This window comes from Mycobacterium sp. BK086, from assembly GCA_004362315.1.
GTDB lineage: Bacteria > Actinomycetota > Actinomycetes > Mycobacteriales > Mycobacteriaceae > Mycobacterium.
This window is the reverse complement of the sequence record SNWL01000003.1, coordinates 1,209,487-1,224,711: the sequence shown is the minus strand read 5'-3', so window position 1 is coordinate 1,224,711 and position 15,225 is coordinate 1,209,487. Positions and strand designations below refer to the sequence as shown.

Genomic DNA, 15,225 nt, shown 5'->3' with positions numbered 1-15,225 from the left:
AAAATAAGGAGCGGCGTCAATGGTCCCAATGGCGCACGATCGTCGGGTCCACTGTTCCCGCTGATCCGGGGTAGTGCTGGGCGTTGACCAGGTGGGCGGCGGCCAGGTCGTGGGCCAGGCGGGAATCGCCGGCCTCGATCGCGTCGATCACCCGACGGTGCTCCTCCAGGACCGCCAGCCGCTCGTCGACCGGCACGATGCTGTGGTCGTGCACCTGGGTTGACCAGCTCTGTTCGTGCGCCGACCAGAGCGTCTCGAGCGCTCCGGCCAGCATGATCATGGTCTGATTGCCGCAGTTGGCGACGAGGGCCTCGTGGTAGCGCCTGCTCGCCGAGATGGCCTGCGGGAAATCGTCGGCGGCTTCGACGGCTTCACTGTGCAGCCGGCGCAGCGCCGGGACCACCGTGCGCATCCGGTCGGGCCGCTCGGCGCAGAGCGCGGCGCAGGCCGGCTCCATCTGCCGGAGAGCGCCGCCGACGTCGGACAGGCTCACGTCCTGGGAGCCGAGCACCAGGCCGATCGTGTAGGCCACGTTCGCGGCATTGGGGCGGCGCACCACCGCGCCGCCGAGCTTGCCGCGCCGGACCCGCAGCAACCCCTCGGCCTCCAGGATCCGCATGGCCTCCCGCAGCGAGGGCTTGCTCACCGGGAACTCGCGCAGCAGCTCGTCTTCCTTGGGAAGGATGCTGCCGTCGGCGAGTTCACCCAGCAGAATGCGCCGTCGCAGTTGGTCGGCGACCTGCTCGGCGAGGCGGCGGAATTGAACGGTTGGTTCTGACACGGATCGGTCTCTATCTGCTGGCAAGTGACTGCATCGTACAAGCGATCTCCACGCGATCTCCACGCAATCACCAAGCAGCGACATGTGTCGCTGAGAAGCATGGGTGAAGCGGTGCCAGCGCCGTGAAATCGATTAGGACAGGGCTATCTTCATGAACCACGACACCGAATTCGAACGAGACGTCGTGCCGCTGCACGCCGAGCTGTATCGGCGGGCATTGGGCTACACGCACAATGCCGCTGACGCCGAGGACCTGGTGCAGGAGACGATGTTGAAGGCGTTCAACGCATTCGACAGGCTACGTGAGGATACGTATCTGAGGGCATGGCTGCTGCGCATCATGCGCAATACCTGGATCTCCGACTACCGGGCTCGGCTGCGCAGGCCTGAGGAGAGCTTGGTCGGCGAAATCGACGATGGGACCGAGCACGCAATGTCGGCCGAAGGACAGGTGTTTCGGCATCAGTGGGACCCGGCTGTGAGCGCGGCGCTGTCCTGTTTGTCGACGGAGATGCGCGAGACGCTCTATTGGGTCGCGGTCGAGGGAATGACGTATCGGGAAACCGCCGACATCATGGGTGTTCCTGAAGGAACCGTGATGTCGCGGATGCACCGCGGCCGGGCCAACATGCGCCGCTGCCTGGGCGACGCGGCATGAGGCCCGAGGCGAGTTATCCGATGCAGGAAGGACATCCGCTGCAGGCATCGGCACGTGGCTGGCAGCAGTTGCAGATCGGTGTGCTCGGATTCGTCGGTCTGTGCGGACTGTTCAGCGGAGACGCGAGCGCCTCGCGTCCGCCGTGGGTGCAGGACGCCAGTGGGATCATCGCGTTGACCGGCTTGGTAGCCGCGCTGATCGCGGTGATCGTCGTGGCCAGCGTCGCGCATCCGTTCACCACGATGACGGCCGTGGGCGCCGCGCGCAGGCTGCGGTCGGGAATCATCGTCACGTTCGTCGCGGTCTCGCTGACGGCACTGGCTGCGCTGAGTTGGTGGTGGCCGCAACAGCATGCGGATGTGGCCACACCGGTGCCGCGGGTCGCGGTGGCGACCGGAACCGGGACGGCATGCGGTGATCTCGTGGAAAGCGGCTCAGGGGCGGTGATTCTGCAGACCGACGGGAAACGGGTGCGCGTGCCGCTCAGCCGGCTGTCGTCGATCGAGGTCGTGGACCAGTGCTGAGCGAGGCTCAATGGGCTCCGGCGGCCAGCCACGCCGTTTCTTCGCCGGGCTCAGGCAGGACGCGACCGCCTTCGACGGCATAATGCGCAGGGCTGCTTTCGAATACGACCAGGACGCGCTGGGCCGGAATGAGGGTGACCCGGGAGGCTGCCGCAGCGATCTCCATCGCCAGCCTCGTCGTCTCGGCCTCGGGATGGCCGTCGCGAACCCAGCCGGTGATGAGCAGTGGACGCGCGGGCACCGCGTCGGTGTAGACGCAGTCGGCGGGCAGTTCGTGGAAGACGACGTTCACATAGGTGCTCGGAACGTGATTGATGACCGAGTGGATGCGGGTGATTTCACGGGCCAGCGCAGCTTTGGTATCGGTGTCGATCGTGGACTGCGTGGTGGTGCAGGTGTAAATCGGCATGACTTCTCCTTGTGCGACAGCCCGGTGGGGACCGTCTTGACGGCCCCCACCGGGTGTGGCGTTTCAGCCCAGATGCGGGAGTTGCGGCTGGGTCTTGACGACGATGACGGTGGGGCCGTCCGCGTGCAGTGCCGTGGTGAAGGCGCCCGCGAGCTCGTCGGTCGTGGTGACGTCGGCGGTGTTGCAGCCGAAACCCTTTGCCAACGAGGCGATGTCGAGTCCTGGGAGCTCCAGTCCTGGAACGGCCGGGGTGTGCTCCAACTCGGCGAACGACTTCAACACCGCGTATTCGCCGTTGCGCAGCACCACGAACACGATCGGCAGCTTGTGCTGGGCGGCGGTCCACAGAGCCTGGATCGAATACTGGAACGAGCCGTCACCGATCGTCGCGACGATGGTGCGCTTGACACCCCGCTCGCGGTCGCCGAGGGCGATCCCCACCGCACCCGGCACACCCCAGCCGATACCGCCGCTGCCGGTGGCGAAGAAGCTGCCCGATTTCGTCGTGGGCAGCCACTGTGCCAGTTCAGCCATGGTCGACGTGGACTCCATGACCATCGCCGAATCGTCGGGATTGACGGCGCTCAGCGTCGCGAACACCTCGTCGGCGGTCAGGGGATCCGACGCAGCCGAGGTCCGGACTGCGCGGCTGCGATCCAGCGGGGCCGGCGCGGGCCGGTCAACGGGCGCATCGATCGCGTCCACCAACATCTCCAGAGCGATCCGGACGTCACCGATGAGGCTGTCACCGACCGGGGCCACCGCGGCCAGGTGAGGATCGGCGGTGATCTGCAACAGGTCGGTGCCCTCGGGCAGGTATTCACCAGCCACGTACGGGTAGTAGCGGAACACCTGCGCGCCGATCACGATCACCAGGTCGTGGCCGTGCACCACCTGATCGACCTCGGCGATCGTCATCGGCAGTGGTCCCCCGTACAGCGGATGGTTCTCGGGGAAGGAGATCCGGTCGGGGAGTGCGCTGCCGCGCACCGGAGCGCCGAGCTTCTCGGCGAAGGCGATTCCGGCGTCCCAGCCGCCGGCCCGGTCGACCTCCGGGCCCAGCACCAGCAGCGGGTTTCGGGCCTGATTGATTCGCTCAGCGAAGGCGGCCAGGCGGTGGGCATCCGGCGCGACGTGATCGCTGACGGTGCGGATGGTCGCTTCGCCCTGAGCGGGCTTCTGCCAGTCGTCGAGCGGGATGGACAGGAACACCGGGCCTTTCGGCGCTTGCATCGCCATCGCGTAGGCCTGCATGAATGCCGCGGGCACGTCCTCGGCGCGGGCCGGCTCATAGGCCCACTTCACCCACGGCTGCGGCATCATCGTGGCGTTCGGGTTGTTCAGATACGGATCGATCACCGACATTTCGCGGGTCTGCTGCCCGGCGGTCACAATCAGCGGGGTGTTGGCCCGGTAGGCGGCAACCAGGCTGCCCATCGCATTGCCCGTACCCGCGGCGGTGTGCAGGTTGACCACGGCCGGCCGGCCGGTCGCCTGGGCGAATCCGTCGGCCATCGCCAGAACGGAGGCTTCCTGCAACCCGAGCACGTAGGTGAAGTCCTCGGGGAAATCCTGCAGGAACGTCTCCTCGGTGGATCCGGGATTGCCGAATATCGTTGTCAGGCCGAGCTTTCGGAGCAGGTCGTAAGTCGCTGCGTGGACGGTCTTGTCATCAGTCATCTCAATCACAGGCTTTCGTCGTCGGAATACTTTCGGCCTACGAGCTGTTGCCCGCGACGCAGTACTTACCTTGACGTTTCGGTAGCACTACCGTCATCGCGGCTGTCCACCAATTGGCGGGTGACGCTGTCCGGACGGCTGTATTACCGCTAGCCGGTACTGTGATGGAAACTGCCTGATGCACAACGGGATTCGAGCTCGACAAACAGGGAGACCGCTGATGACGACGATGACGGCGATTGGATCATTCGCGGGCCTGCCCGTCCACGATCCGCTGGCGCTGCAGGACGTCGTCGTCGACATACCGGAGCTTCGTCCCCGTGACGTGCTGGTCGAGGTGGCCGCGGTGTCGGTCAACCCCGTCGACATCAAGCGGCGCGGGTCGCTGGCTCCGTCCACCTCACCGGTGATCCTCGGCTTCGACGCCGCGGGCGTTGTCACAGCCGTCGGCCCGCAGGTCAGCACGCTCTCGGTGGGTGACGAGGTCTGGTACGCCGGAGATATTTCCCGGCCCGGCACGAACGCACAGTTTCACGCCGTCGACGAGCGGATCGTGTCACGTAAGCCGCGGTCGTTGTCGTTCGCCGACGCCGCGGCACTGCCGTTGACGACGATCACCGCATGGGAGTCGCTGTTCGACCGGTTCGAACTGACTCGGGAGTCTCGCGGTGACCTGCTGATCCTGGGTGCCGCCGGCGGGGTGGGATCGGCGATGATCCAACTGGCCAAGGCACTGACCGGGGTCCGGGTGATCGCGACGGCAAGCCGGCCGGAGTCAGCCGACTGGGCCAGGAGCATGGGTGCCGACGCGGTGATCAATCACCACAACCTGCGCGACGAGGCCATCGCCGCCGCACCCGACGGAGTCGATTGGCTGTTCTCTCCGCACTCGGCCGGGAACGTCGAAGACTATGCCGCCATCCTCAAGCCGTTTGGCCATGTTGCCGCGATCGACGACCCGGTGAACCTCGACTTGATGCCACTCAAGGACAAGAGCATCGCCTGGCATTGGGAGTTCATGTTCACCAAGCCGCTGTTCGGGCTCGAGGGTCAGCAAGATCTGCTTGCCGCTACTGCTCAGCTGGTGGACGACGGTGTCATTCGCAGCACGGTGACGCGGACCATCGGAGATTTCACCGCAGAGGGGTTGCGTGAAGCGCATGAAGCGGTCGAGTCCAGCCGCATGGTGGGCAAGATCGTCGTCCGACGATGACGTCCGGGCCGGCCGCCCCTGCACATGGCAGGTCGACCGTCGCCGCGGGGGAGCGGGCTTACTTGTGCGCGGGGCGCTTCAGCAGGAACTGAAGCCAGCGAACGTCGATCAACATGTGATTCAAGTTAGGGCTCAAAAATAAGGTGTCGAGCTCATAGCGCTAATACGTCGCTAAAAATATTTGCCAGAACGCCCTTATGTTCCGGGCGGCTCTCAGCCCGATGGTCGTCAGGCAGATTGCCGTTCGTTGCGATGAGGCTGCTCGGCCGTTACTTCGACGCACCCGTTTGGTGTCCGTTTGTTAACGCGTCCTCGACGCTCGACCAGTAGCTGCGCTCTCGGGCGGTCAGTTCGTTGTCGGTTATCGCGCCGAACGTAGCCGCCTCGTGGGCGAACCGCGCCGGCGCGTCGGCCAGCGCATCGGGGCCCTCCAGCCGGAAGCAGCTCGGTGCCAGCGGCCCGAACAGCAGTGCGCGCCGCAACTCGGGCCAGTTGTCGAGCTGGGGTTCGACGCCCGCGGCGCGGGCGAAGGTCACCGCGGCCAGGTTCATCCGGGTCTTCCGCACCCCGTCGGCATGGACCGCGCCGATCGCCACGCGCTGGTCGGCCTCGCTCGCCTTGGCGATGACGCCGCCCCAGGTGTAGGCGATCCAGCGGGCTTGCAGTTCCAGCGGGACGAAATAGCCGCCCGACTGGTCCCACATACCCATGAATGCCAGTCCGGGCAGATCGGGATGGAACGTGTGCCGGTCGGTGTCGAAGCCGCCCGCGTCCAGGTTGAGGACCGCACGCACCTCGTCATCGAGAAACGGCAAGCTCAGTGCGAAACCCGTCCCGAACACGATGCCGTCGAATTCCTCGACGGTGCCGTCGCCGAAGGTCACCTCGGTTCCGGTGATCGACTGCAGCCAGGGGCGCACGCTGATCGATCCTTCCGCGACGGCGGGAAGGTAGTTCTGACTGAGCGTCACACCGGCGGTGAAGAGCGACTCCGCCGGGCGTGGGGCGCCGTACTGCTCCGGACTGCCCGCGGACTCGATGACGATCTCTTTGAGCTGGCGGTCGACTTCGGCGGGAGTCAGGGCTTCGTCGGCAAGGGCTGCGTACCGGGTGAACATCCGGTGATCCGAGGGCACGCCGGCGACGAACTTGGGCAAGACGTAGCGCTGTCGTCGCTGTGTGACGGCGACGCGCGCGGCCCCCCGGCTGGCCAGTTCGGTGGCGATCTCCAGGGCGCTGACCGCGCAGCCCGGGACCAGGACCCGCTTGCCGCGATACGACGACGGTCCGCGGTACGCGTAGGACGCGATGGCGCCCATGTCGCCGCTGAAGCTGTCCAGCCCGGGCACATCCGGTATCGCCGGTGTGTGAAACCGGCCCGCTGCCACCACGACTCGGTCGAATGCCTCCTGCGTGCCGCCGTGCCGAACCAGCCACCCTTTCTCAGAGCGGGTGACGGTCTCGATGCTGGTGTCACAGCGCACGCGGGACTCGAGGTCGAACAGGGCGGCGTAGCGGTGCAGGTAGTCCAAGACGTCACGGCCCGACGGGAAGACGAGGTCGCCGTCGTGCGGAAGGTCGCTGAATGCGGTCAAGATGCGACTGGTGTTGGTATGCATTCCCGGCCACACACCGCTTCGTCCCGCGGCAGCGGTCCACTGGCCGCCCAGCGTCGGGCCCTGCTCGAAAATCGTCGGCTCGAATCCCTGCGACAGCAGCCATCGCGACACCACCAGCCCCGCAGGCCCGGCCCCGATCACTGCGACTGTCGCTTTCATCTGGAGAAACTCTCCCACGTGTACGCCCGCTCGGTAGCATCTGGTCGATTCGGGGAGGAGGCCGAGATGGCCACGGGGAAATGGGTTCCGGCGATTGCGGGTGCGGTTCTGGTTACGGCGGTCGGACTGGCCCGTCCCGCTGTAGCGGAACCTCCGCCGACACCGGGTATTGAGGTCGATGACGAAAGTGGAAGGTGCACAGCCGGTTTCGCGGCACAGGGCGACGACGGCAGTTATTACCTGCTGACCAGCGGCCACTGTGATGCTCACGACGGGTCGGATTGGACGTACGGCAGCGACGACACGCTGCTCGGGACGATCAGCGCCAGCGAGGTGAACGGCGACAAGCGGGACGCCGCCATCATTCGCCTCGACCCAGCCGCGGGCGCACCCAACGGGGATGTCGGCGGCCGGTATCCGGTGCGAGATGTGCTGGGCGCCAATCAACTCAGTGTCGGCATGCCGTTCTGCAAGGTTGGTGCTGTCACTGGCGAAACCTGTGGTGAGGTCAAGGGCGTCGAGGGTGATGTCGTCGAAGCCAGCGTCTACAGCCTCGAGGGTGACAGCGGCAGTCCGGGCTTCGTCAAGAATCCAGACGGCACCGTGAGCGCGGTCGGGATCCTGATGTCCTCGCCCGACGGCGACGACTACACGACGTACTTCACTCTGGTGCAGCCCCTGCTGGGGCAGTGGGGACTGCGCATCCTTCCCTGAATGCATTTTCATACTTGAATACTGATTCACGCGACGTTACGCTCCGGGTGCCGATGCATCAGCACTCAAGGAGAGAGAATGTCTGCGCTCGAGTACGTGCTTGCCGCACCCCCGATACCCGCGCACCCGACCACCCCGATGCCGTTTGTGCCCGAGGTGATCTTCACGATCTTCCTGGGCATCCCGGTGGTGGTCATGGTGTTCTTCGCGGTCAAGCACCTGATCGTCGGCAAGGGTCCATTGCTGCTGTTCTGCCTGATCGGCGGCGGGATTGCGTGCCTGTTCGAGCCGATCGTGGACACGCTGGGCCTGTGCTACATCCGCCAGGGCGCCGTCACGATGACCTTCTCCTCGATGGGCCGTGACTTCCCGCTGTTCATCAACTTCGTCTACATCTGGTACGTCGGCGGCCTGGCCTACCTGGCCTATCGGATCTACTCCACCGGGGTGACCCGTAAGCAGATGTTCCAGCTCTACGTGATCGACGTGTGCATCAACATCTTTCTGGAGAGCCCGGGTGTCCTGATGGGGGCCTACGAGTACTACGGCCCGCAGCCGCTCAACTTCTGGGGCTTGCCGCTGTGGTGGGTGTGCGTGAACCCGCTGATGCCGATGACGGCCGGCGCCCTGATCTACCGGATGCGCCAACACCTGCCGGGATGGCGGTTGGCTCTGGTCGTCGCCTTCATTCCGATGTCGGACGGGATCGCCAACGGGGCGGCCGCCTGGCCGGTGTGGACGGCGCTGAATCTCGATGCGTCACTGTGGGTCACGCACTTCGCCTGGCTCGTCACCCTCGGTCTGGCACTGACCTACGTCTGGGTGCTGTCGTTCGTCGTGGCGCGCCCCGACGAGGAGGTGTTCATCAAGTCGAAGGTCGGCATCCTCAAGGCGGCGGTATTCGGGGCCGACGAGACGGCCAAAGCCAGGGAACCGGCGACGGCCTGACCGGTCAACGCTCGAGCTTGGCGACCTTGGTGACCACCGTCTTGGCTTCGGCCGCACTGAGTCCCAGTGCGGCAAGGACCAGGCGCGCGAAAGCTCGTTCGGCATGATCGCCATGACGCCCGTCGAGGATCTCCCGGATGAGCGCGAAGGCTCCACCGATCACCGTCGTCAGCAACACCTCGACATCGGCGACATCGAAACGGCCGCTGGCGATCCCGCGCTCCACGGCCACCCGGGCATGAGGATGGACGGCCGCGCCGAACAACGCCTCGGAGTGGCCGATGTTGACGATCAGCCGGGCGAAATCGGGTTCGGCATAGGCCAACCGGATCACCCGGAGATTGGCAAGGGCCACGACCTCCGCCGGATCGGTCGTGTCGTCGACATTGCTGATCGTGGCCGACGCCAGATCGGAGAGGCTCTCGGTGATGACCGCTTCGAGGAACTCTTCCTTGGACGGGAAGTAGTTGTAGAACGAGCCCAGCGCGATGTCGGCCTGCTCGGTGATCTCTTGGATGCGCAGTCCGGGAACGCCTTTCGCGGCGATCAGAGTCCGGCCGGCATCGAGCAGTTGCCGGCGGGTTCGTTCGCGCTGGCGTTCGGTCCGCGTCGCGGGCTTTTCGTGTGGCGGCACACCGTGATTCTTCAACATGAATGAATTTTCATACTTGATAGTGCGTTCATCGAGCGTTATGTTAGCGAAGGTTGGGCCGGTTGACGATGAGGATGGATTGCAGTGAGTTCGCAGTTGGCTGTACACGCTCCAGAGACCGATCTGCTGATACCACTGCCCGGACCGGATGAGCACTGGGATCCGCATCTGATCCACACGCATTACTTCGGCTTCTCGGTGCCCGAGGCTGCGATCGGAGCGTTCCTCTATATCCGCTATCAGCCGGCCTTCCCGCTGTCGCAAGGCGGCGTGTGCGTGTTCCAGGGCAACGACAACGTCGAACTCACCGACATCGCGTTCCACGACTACGAGATCACGATGCCGTGGCCGACGGTGGAAGGGAACACGATCACGACGGACAACGGTCTGTCGATCGAATTCGTCGAGCCGGGTAAGACGGCCCGCTTGCGGTATCGCGCTGTCGACGACCGCATGTCGTTCGATCTGGTGGCCGACGCGGTGACCCCCCTGCTGGCCCGCGGGCATGTCATGCCGGGCGAGGACGCGCACCACGACCAGTCCCGGCAGCCCGGCGGCAGTGAGCAGTTCATGCATGTCACCGGGCGGTTGCAGCTCGATGGCACCGGCTACGACGTCGACTGCTTCGCGCCGCGAGACCGGTCCTGGCGTCAGATCCGGGTGGAACGGCGCGGCGCGGTTCCCAGCCCGCCCGTCGGGTGGTCGCCCATGTACTTCGGGCCCGACCTGGTCTTCAACCAGATCAGCTTCGAACCGCTCGACACCGATCCGCGCTGGGCGGGCCTCTACGAGGTGGGCGATCGCCCGTCGCACCACTTCGCCTGGGTGCAACGGGGCGAGGAAACTCGAGCCGTCACCTCGGTGCGCCGAGACGTGCTCGAGTATCACCCCACCATCCACCTGGCCACCCGCCAGGAGATCACCGCCCAAGACGAGCACGGCGACACCTACCGCTTCCACGGTGAGGCGATCGCCTCCGCGGTACTTCCCGCGTGGCCCAATGTCTCGTTCCACGACAGCGTCTATCGCTGGGAGGACGACCACGGGCGCGTCACCCACGCCACATACCAGGAGATCTGGTTCGACACCTACCAGCGGGCGATGCTCGGCCACCGCCTGCTACCGACACCGACGGCATGAGAGGGATTTCACGATGGCGTTGAAGAACGAGATCGACACCGAGGACGCGTCGCGGCGACTTGCATCCTGGATCGAGTCGAAAATCACTGGAGCTCAGCAGGTTCGAGTGACCGACCTAGACGTGCCCGCCTCGGCCGGCCTGTCCAACGAGACGGTGCTCTTCACCGCCTCCTGGGACCAGGACGGGCAGCCCCACACCAGGAAGATGGTGGCCCGGGTGCAACCCGCCGGGCAGGGTGTGTTCGCGTCGTACGACCTGGGTAAGGAAGCCACCGTCATCAGCGCGCTGGGGTCGGTCGGGGTACCGGTACCCGAGGTGTACTTCTTCGAAGAGGATCCCGCAGTGTTCGGCTCGCCGTTCCTGGTGATGCAGCGCGTCGACGGCCGGGTGCCGTCGGACGATCCGCCGTTCACCGCGGGCGGTTGGGTCCTCGACCTGACACCCGAACAGCGAACCACGATGTGGCACAACAGTCTTGCGGCGTTGGCACAGATCCATGCCGCTGACTGGCGGGCGCTCGGTCTGGACTTCTTGGACACCGATGCCAACGGCAGAGGAGTCCACGCGCAGATCGCCAATTGGCGGGACTCGTTCACGTGGGGCGCGGAGGGCGAAGCGAACCCGACGATCGAGCACGCGCTGGAGTGGCTCGCCGACAACGTTCCCACCGCACCGTCGGCGACGGTATTGAACTGGGGTGACGCCCGCGTCGGCAACATCATCTTCGGCGACGATCTGTCCGCCGCGGCGATTCTCGACTGGGAGATGGTGACCCTGGGCAGCCGTGAACTCGACCTCGGCTGGTGGCTGTTCCTGATGCGCCACCACACCGAGGGGATCGGACTGCCGCTGCCGGAAGGGATTCCGGACCGGGATGAGACCCTCGCGTACTACGCCTCGATCACCGGCCACACTCCGGTCGACATCGATTACTTCGAGATCCTGGCCGCCACCAAGCTGTCGATCATCATGGTGCGGGCCGCGCACATGATGATCGCGATGGGCCTGATGCCCCCGGATTCGCCGATGGCACTGAACAATCCGGCCAGCCAGCTCTTGGCCAAGCTGCTCGGCCTCTCGGCCCTGGCAGGGGAGACCGCGACGTTCATCGGCAACCGTTGAGCAGCCCGTGCTGACCGACAGTCCTTCCAGTCGAACGGGTTCGGTCGCGCACGATGCCGAAGCCCGGCGCGGCGCGGTGTCGCTGTGGGCGCTGTTGGGGGTGGCGTGGATCCTCTTCGTCGGGCAGGCCTGGACCCGATGGATCCTGTCCGACACGCAGTTCGGGCCGGCACCCATCCAGGGGCCGGACACCTTTGACGGCACCGCACTGCTCGTACTGCGCATCATCGAGGTCGTCAGCCTGCTGATCGCCGGCGCAACCATCTGGGTGTTTCTCGTCAAGCCGTTGATCGTGCAGCGCCGGCTGACGCTGGACGGGATGATCGTCATCGGTTCGCTGCTGGCCTCGGGAATCGACCCGCTGATCAACTACTTCCACTACACGTTCGCCTGGAATGCCCACGCGCTCAACGCCGGATCGTGGCTGGCGTTCTTCCCGCTACACCAGGGGCCGACGCGGTACGCCGAGGGGCTGGCCTGGTTCGTGCCTCAGTATCTGTACCTGGGTATCGGGTTGGCCGCCATCGAGTGCCGCATCATCCTCGCGCTGCGTCGGCGTTACCCAGGCATCGCCAACATCCGCTCATTCGGCCTTGCATTCGTGGCCATCCTCGGTGTCGACGTCGTGATCGAGCAGGTGTTCATCCGCACCCGGGTGTACGCGTTCCCCCGAACATGGGAGGCCTTCACCCTGTTCGCGGGCACGCCCTATCAGTTCCCGGTCTACGAGAGCCTCTTCGTGGCGATCTACGCCGCCGGTTTCACCTACCTGCGGATGTCGGCGCACGATAGTGCCGATGGCACTGCGTTCCTTCACCGCGGGATCCAGCGCTGGCCCAGCCAGTTTCGGACACCGGTGAAACTTCTGGCCGTCATCGGGTTCTGCGCGGTATGGGCAGCCCTCGCCTATTTCATCCCCTGGAGCTGGATGTCGGTCAACCCGGACTCGATCATCACTCCGCCGTCCTACATGCTTCCCGGTCCCGTAACGCCATAACTGTCGAGGAGAAGTGCACCCCGTGTCATCGCAAACCCAAACCCAACCTCTGCCCAAGGAAGCCGATTACGTCATCGTCGGTGCGGGACACAACGGACTGACGGCGGCCTGCTATCTGGCCCGTGCGGGCCACAGCGTCGCCGTCGTCGAGGCGTCGCCGACCGTCGGCGGCATGACGTCGACGAACGCCACCCTGCCCAGCGCGCCCGGCCACTTCTTCAACGAGGGCGCCATCCAGCTGACCGGAATCTTCCGGCTGTCCGGTGTCGCCGAGGACCTCGAGCTCCACAAGTACGGGTTGCGCCAGATCTCGGTGGACCCGGCCCACGTCCAATTGGCCCCCGACGGAAGCTCATTGGCGATCTGGAAAGACGCCAGCCGCACCGCCGACGAGCTGCGGCGTTTCTCACCCAAGGATGCGCGGGCGTGGCTGGATCTGGCCAATGCCCTGGACCCCGCGATGGACGTGGTGGTCGCCTACATGAAGTCGCATCCGCTGCGGCCCTGGAATGCCGAGATGGGCAAGGCTTTTGCCCGGGCGGCGCGTCACCCCAAGCGGCTGTGGTCGCTGCGCAACATGGCCACCGCGTCGCACACCGAGTTTCTGGAAGAGACCTTCGAGTCAGAACTGCCCAAGGGAGCGCTGGCGGCGATGGCGGCCTTCTCCCAGATGCGCCTGGACATGACAGCGTGGGCGATGATCTATCTGGGTGTGGTGCAAAAGGTGGCGAACGCGATGCCGGTCGGCGGCACGGGTGCGTTGCCGGCGGCACTGCACCGCTGTCTGCTCGCGCTCGGTGGAACGGTCCACACCGATTGCCGGGTCCATGAATTCGTCATGGCCGGTGACCGCGTTACCGGGATCGAGCTCGACACCGGGCAGGTCGTCAAGGCCCGCAAGGCCGTCATCGCCACGTGCAATCCGGTCATCACACTCAATGAGCTTCTGCCAGAAGGTGTCTTGGACAGCAAGCTGTCCGCACGGGCCAAGGACATCCCGATCCGCAAGACGCACGCCACCTCGCTGAAGATCAACGTCGCCATCGACGGCGAGGTCTCGATGCAGCGCCACGAGAAGTGGCGGGGCAACGATCTCGACCTGCGCAAGTACCTGGTCGCGTGGCACACCCTCGAGGAGCAGGACGCCGGGTGGAACTCTCTGGTCCGCGGTGAATGGCCGGATCCGGTCCCGGTGAGCTGTGCGATCATCCCGTCAGCGGTCGATCCGTCGCAGGCGCCGGCGGGCAAGAGCAACCTGTGGCTGTGGTCGGGCGTGATTCCGGTGACGCCACGCGAACCGTGGGAGGACGTGCGCGACAAGATCGGCGACTCGGTATTGCGTGACAGTGCGATCTATTACGAGGGACTCGACAGTCTCGAGATCGACCGGGCAGTGTTGGGCGGCCCGGATATCGAGGAGCGCTTCAACGCGCCCGCCGGCAACGTCTACCACGTCGATCCGTTGATCACCCGCTTCGGGCCACTGAAGCCTGCTGCGGGCCTGGGTGCCTACCGCACTCCCGTGAAGGGTCTGTACCTGAGTGGCGCGGGCACTCACCCGGTCGGGGGAGTGTGCGCGTTGCCAGGAAAGCTGGCTGCGCAGACCGCACTTCGCGATCACGCCAAGGGCTGACGCACCTTAGGTACCCGGCCTGGCCGCCAGGCCAAGGGCGCCCACGGCGGGAGCATCCGGGTGACGAGCAGGCCGCCGAGAACCAGCCCCACGCAGGCACCGCCGCCCACCGCGCTTGCCCGCTTGGCGGTCTTGCGTGCCTTCATATCGACTCCTTCACGGGCCGCGATGTGTCTGCGGCGTGCTGCTGCAAGTCGCGGGTTCGGGCGTAGATCCACCGAGCCATGGCGTCTAGCAACACCATTCCGATCGCGCACGATGCCAGCGCGCCACCCCAGGTCACCCATGCCGGGGCTCCCGGGGTGTGCAGCGCGTTGTAGACGGGCAATCCGACGGCTGCGCTACAGGCCGTGTCCGTGACGAGCGGCAGAAAGATGACCAGCGGTGCGCGCCAGCCGCGGAAGTAATTCGGCGCGGCAAACAGGATGGCGGCGGTCAGGATCGGCCCGGTGGTGTTGATGAACAACCAGTAGAGCGGGAAGCCGCCGATCGACATCGGGACGTCACCGTAGGCGAAGTAGGTGTAGAGCCGAAAGTGCAATAATGGCACCTCGATCAGCAGGTCGGCGACGAAGGTGATGGCGATGCCGGTCCAGAACGCCTTCGGCGTGAACTTCAGCTTTCGCAGTTCGGCAAGCAGCACGTAGGCGATGCCGCCGAAGAAGATGATGTAGGTGGGCAGGCCCCAGTGCGGGATCGGCCCCATGGTCTCGAAGATCACGTGTTGGCCGGGGCGCGGGTGATGGACCAGCCCGAGGATGTCGTCGAGTGGTTCGTTGAGCAGCGCGATGCCACCGCCGGCGAGCAAGATGAGTGCCAGCGGCGAACCGGTTCGGCGCCACTCTCGTACGGCGTAGATCACGAAGCCGGCGACGACGAGCCACAGTGTCACTTCCGCCGCGATCTGCGGTACGCGCGGAAAGATCATGTCCGGTGGGACCGGGATGTTGAACTGCTCAGTGGCGAAGAGCATGG

At 65.5% G+C, this 15,225-nt stretch carries 16 protein-coding genes; 9 read left to right on the top strand and 7 right to left on the bottom strand.

Going from position 1 to position 15,225, the window contains the following annotated elements; genetic code table 11:
* Nucleotides 1-16: 16 nt before the first annotated feature.
* Nucleotides 17-781: a FadR/GntR family transcriptional regulator gene (locus EV580_RS05935; RefSeq protein WP_133690165.1), complete on the bottom strand. Its 765-nt coding sequence runs from the start codon at nucleotides 779-781 to the stop codon at nucleotides 17-19.
* A gap of 151 nt (nucleotides 782-932) precedes the next feature.
* On the opposite strand from EV580_RS05935, the gene EV580_RS05930 reads away from it, so the two are divergent.
* Nucleotides 933-1,439 (top strand): sigma-70 family RNA polymerase sigma factor, encoded by a 507-nt coding sequence (locus EV580_RS05930; protein WP_133690164.1) that lies wholly within the window; start codon nucleotides 933-935, stop codon nucleotides 1,437-1,439.
* Nucleotides 1,436-1,963 (top strand): hypothetical protein, encoded by a 528-nt coding sequence (locus EV580_RS05925; RefSeq protein WP_133690163.1) that lies wholly within the window; start codon nucleotides 1,436-1,438, stop codon nucleotides 1,961-1,963. The genes EV580_RS05930 and EV580_RS05925 overlap by 4 nt, the downstream gene beginning before the upstream one ends.
* A gap of 7 nt (nucleotides 1,964-1,970) precedes the next feature.
* Here EV580_RS05925 and EV580_RS05920 read toward each other — a convergent pair whose 3' ends face one another.
* Nucleotides 1,971-2,372, bottom strand: a complete 402-nt coding sequence (locus tag EV580_RS05920) for a tautomerase family protein (protein ID WP_133690162.1) — start codon at nucleotides 2,370-2,372, stop codon at nucleotides 1,971-1,973.
* A gap of 63 nt (nucleotides 2,373-2,435) precedes the next feature.
* Entirely contained in the window at nucleotides 2,436-4,052 is a 1,617-nt protein-coding gene (gene mdlC / locus EV580_RS05915; RefSeq protein WP_133690161.1) for a benzoylformate decarboxylase, read from the bottom strand.
* A 220-nt stretch (nucleotides 4,053-4,272) separates the two neighbouring features.
* Between mdlC and EV580_RS05910 the strand changes: the two genes are divergently transcribed.
* Nucleotides 4,273-5,265, top strand: a complete 993-nt coding sequence (locus tag EV580_RS05910) for a zinc-binding alcohol dehydrogenase family protein (RefSeq protein WP_133690160.1) — start codon at nucleotides 4,273-4,275, stop codon at nucleotides 5,263-5,265.
* 269 nt (nucleotides 5,266-5,534) lie between these two features.
* On the opposite strand, the gene EV580_RS05905 is transcribed toward EV580_RS05910, so the two are convergent.
* Nucleotides 5,535-7,043 (bottom strand): flavin-containing monooxygenase, encoded by a 1,509-nt coding sequence (locus EV580_RS05905; RefSeq protein ID WP_133690159.1) that lies wholly within the window; start codon nucleotides 7,041-7,043, stop codon nucleotides 5,535-5,537.
* Nucleotides 7,044-7,109: 66 nt separating this feature from the next.
* Here EV580_RS05905 and EV580_RS05900 point away from each other — a divergent pair, with 66 nt between their 5' ends.
* A complete protein-coding gene (locus tag EV580_RS05900) occupies nucleotides 7,110-7,757 on the top strand; it encodes a S1 family peptidase (protein WP_133690158.1) in 648 nt (215 codons plus the stop codon).
* A gap of 78 nt (nucleotides 7,758-7,835) precedes the next feature.
* Nucleotides 7,836-8,705, top strand: a complete 870-nt coding sequence (locus EV580_RS05895; protein ID WP_133690157.1) for a hypothetical protein — start codon at nucleotides 7,836-7,838, stop codon at nucleotides 8,703-8,705.
* Nucleotides 8,706-8,709: 4 nt separating this feature from the next.
* Here EV580_RS05895 and EV580_RS05890 read toward each other — a convergent pair whose 3' ends face one another.
* Nucleotides 8,710-9,357 carry a TetR/AcrR family transcriptional regulator gene (locus EV580_RS05890; protein ID WP_133690156.1) on the bottom strand — a complete coding sequence of 216 codons (648 nt, stop codon included), beginning with the start codon at nucleotides 9,355-9,357 and terminating at the stop codon, nucleotides 8,710-8,712.
* Nucleotides 9,358-9,441: 84 nt separating this feature from the next.
* Here EV580_RS05890 and EV580_RS05885 point away from each other — a divergent pair, with 84 nt between their 5' ends.
* From EV580_RS05885 to EV580_RS05870, 4 genes are read left to right on the top strand one after another with little or no spacing between them, the layout of a single operon-like run.
* Nucleotides 9,442-10,497, top strand: coding sequence for a DUF7064 domain-containing protein (locus EV580_RS05885; RefSeq protein ID WP_133690155.1), 1,056 nt, complete (start codon nucleotides 9,442-9,444; stop codon nucleotides 10,495-10,497).
* A 13-nt stretch (nucleotides 10,498-10,510) separates the two neighbouring features.
* On the top strand, nucleotides 10,511-11,620 hold the full coding sequence (locus EV580_RS05880; protein WP_133690154.1) for a phosphotransferase family protein: 1,110 nt from the start codon (nucleotides 10,511-10,513) through the stop codon (nucleotides 11,618-11,620).
* A 7-nt stretch (nucleotides 11,621-11,627) separates the two neighbouring features.
* A complete protein-coding gene (locus EV580_RS05875) occupies nucleotides 11,628-12,617 on the top strand; it encodes a spirocyclase AveC family protein (RefSeq protein WP_133690153.1) in 990 nt (329 codons plus the stop codon).
* Nucleotides 12,618-12,639: 22 nt separating this feature from the next.
* Complete coding sequence (locus EV580_RS05870; protein WP_133690152.1) at nucleotides 12,640-14,250, top strand: phytoene desaturase family protein; 1,611 nt, start codon at nucleotides 12,640-12,642, stop codon at nucleotides 14,248-14,250.
* Here the strand turns inward: EV580_RS05870 and EV580_RS33630 are convergent.
* Together EV580_RS33630 and EV580_RS05865 are read right to left on the bottom strand one after the other, a co-directional pair.
* Nucleotides 14,235-14,396 (bottom strand): hypothetical protein, encoded by a 162-nt coding sequence (locus EV580_RS33630; RefSeq protein ID WP_166654592.1) that lies wholly within the window; start codon nucleotides 14,394-14,396, stop codon nucleotides 14,235-14,237. The two genes, EV580_RS05870 and EV580_RS33630, sit on opposite strands and share 16 nt — an antisense overlap.
* On the bottom strand, nucleotides 14,393-15,223 hold the full coding sequence (locus tag EV580_RS05865) for a hypothetical protein (RefSeq protein ID WP_133690151.1): 831 nt from the start codon (nucleotides 15,221-15,223) through the stop codon (nucleotides 14,393-14,395). Before EV580_RS05865 ends, EV580_RS33630 begins: the two co-directional genes overlap by 4 nt.
* Nucleotides 15,224-15,225: the final 2 nt, after the last annotated feature.

Coding starts and splice junctions, on each gene's coding strand:
- EV580_RS05930 (WP_133690164.1), top strand. CDS start 933: ATGAACCACGACACCGAATTCGAACGAGACGTCGTGCCGCTGCACGCC.
- EV580_RS05925 (WP_133690163.1), top strand. CDS start 1,436: ATGAGGCCCGAGGCGAGTTATCCGATGCAGGAAGGACATCCGCTGCAG.
- EV580_RS05920 (WP_133690162.1), bottom strand. CDS start 2,372: ATGCCGATTTACACCTGCACCACCACGCAGTCCACGATCGACACCGAT.
- mdlC (WP_133690161.1), bottom strand. CDS start 4,052: ATGACTGATGACAAGACCGTCCACGCAGCGACTTACGACCTGCTCCGA.
- EV580_RS05910 (WP_133690160.1), top strand. CDS start 4,273: ATGACGACGATGACGGCGATTGGATCATTCGCGGGCCTGCCCGTCCAC.
- EV580_RS05905 (WP_133690159.1), bottom strand. CDS start 7,043: ATGAAAGCGACAGTCGCAGTGATCGGGGCCGGGCCTGCGGGGCTGGTG.
- EV580_RS05900 (WP_133690158.1), top strand. CDS start 7,110: ATGGCCACGGGGAAATGGGTTCCGGCGATTGCGGGTGCGGTTCTGGTT.
- EV580_RS05895 (WP_133690157.1), top strand. CDS start 7,836: ATGTCTGCGCTCGAGTACGTGCTTGCCGCACCCCCGATACCCGCGCAC.
- EV580_RS05890 (WP_133690156.1), bottom strand. CDS start 9,357: ATGTTGAAGAATCACGGTGTGCCGCCACACGAAAAGCCCGCGACGCGG.
- EV580_RS05880 (WP_133690154.1), top strand. CDS start 10,511: ATGGCGTTGAAGAACGAGATCGACACCGAGGACGCGTCGCGGCGACTT.
- EV580_RS33630 (WP_166654592.1), bottom strand. CDS start 14,396: ATGAAGGCACGCAAGACCGCCAAGCGGGCAAGCGCGGTGGGCGGCGGT.
- EV580_RS05865 (WP_133690151.1), bottom strand. CDS start 15,223: ATGCTCTTCGCCACTGAGCAGTTCAACATCCCGGTCCCACCGGACATG.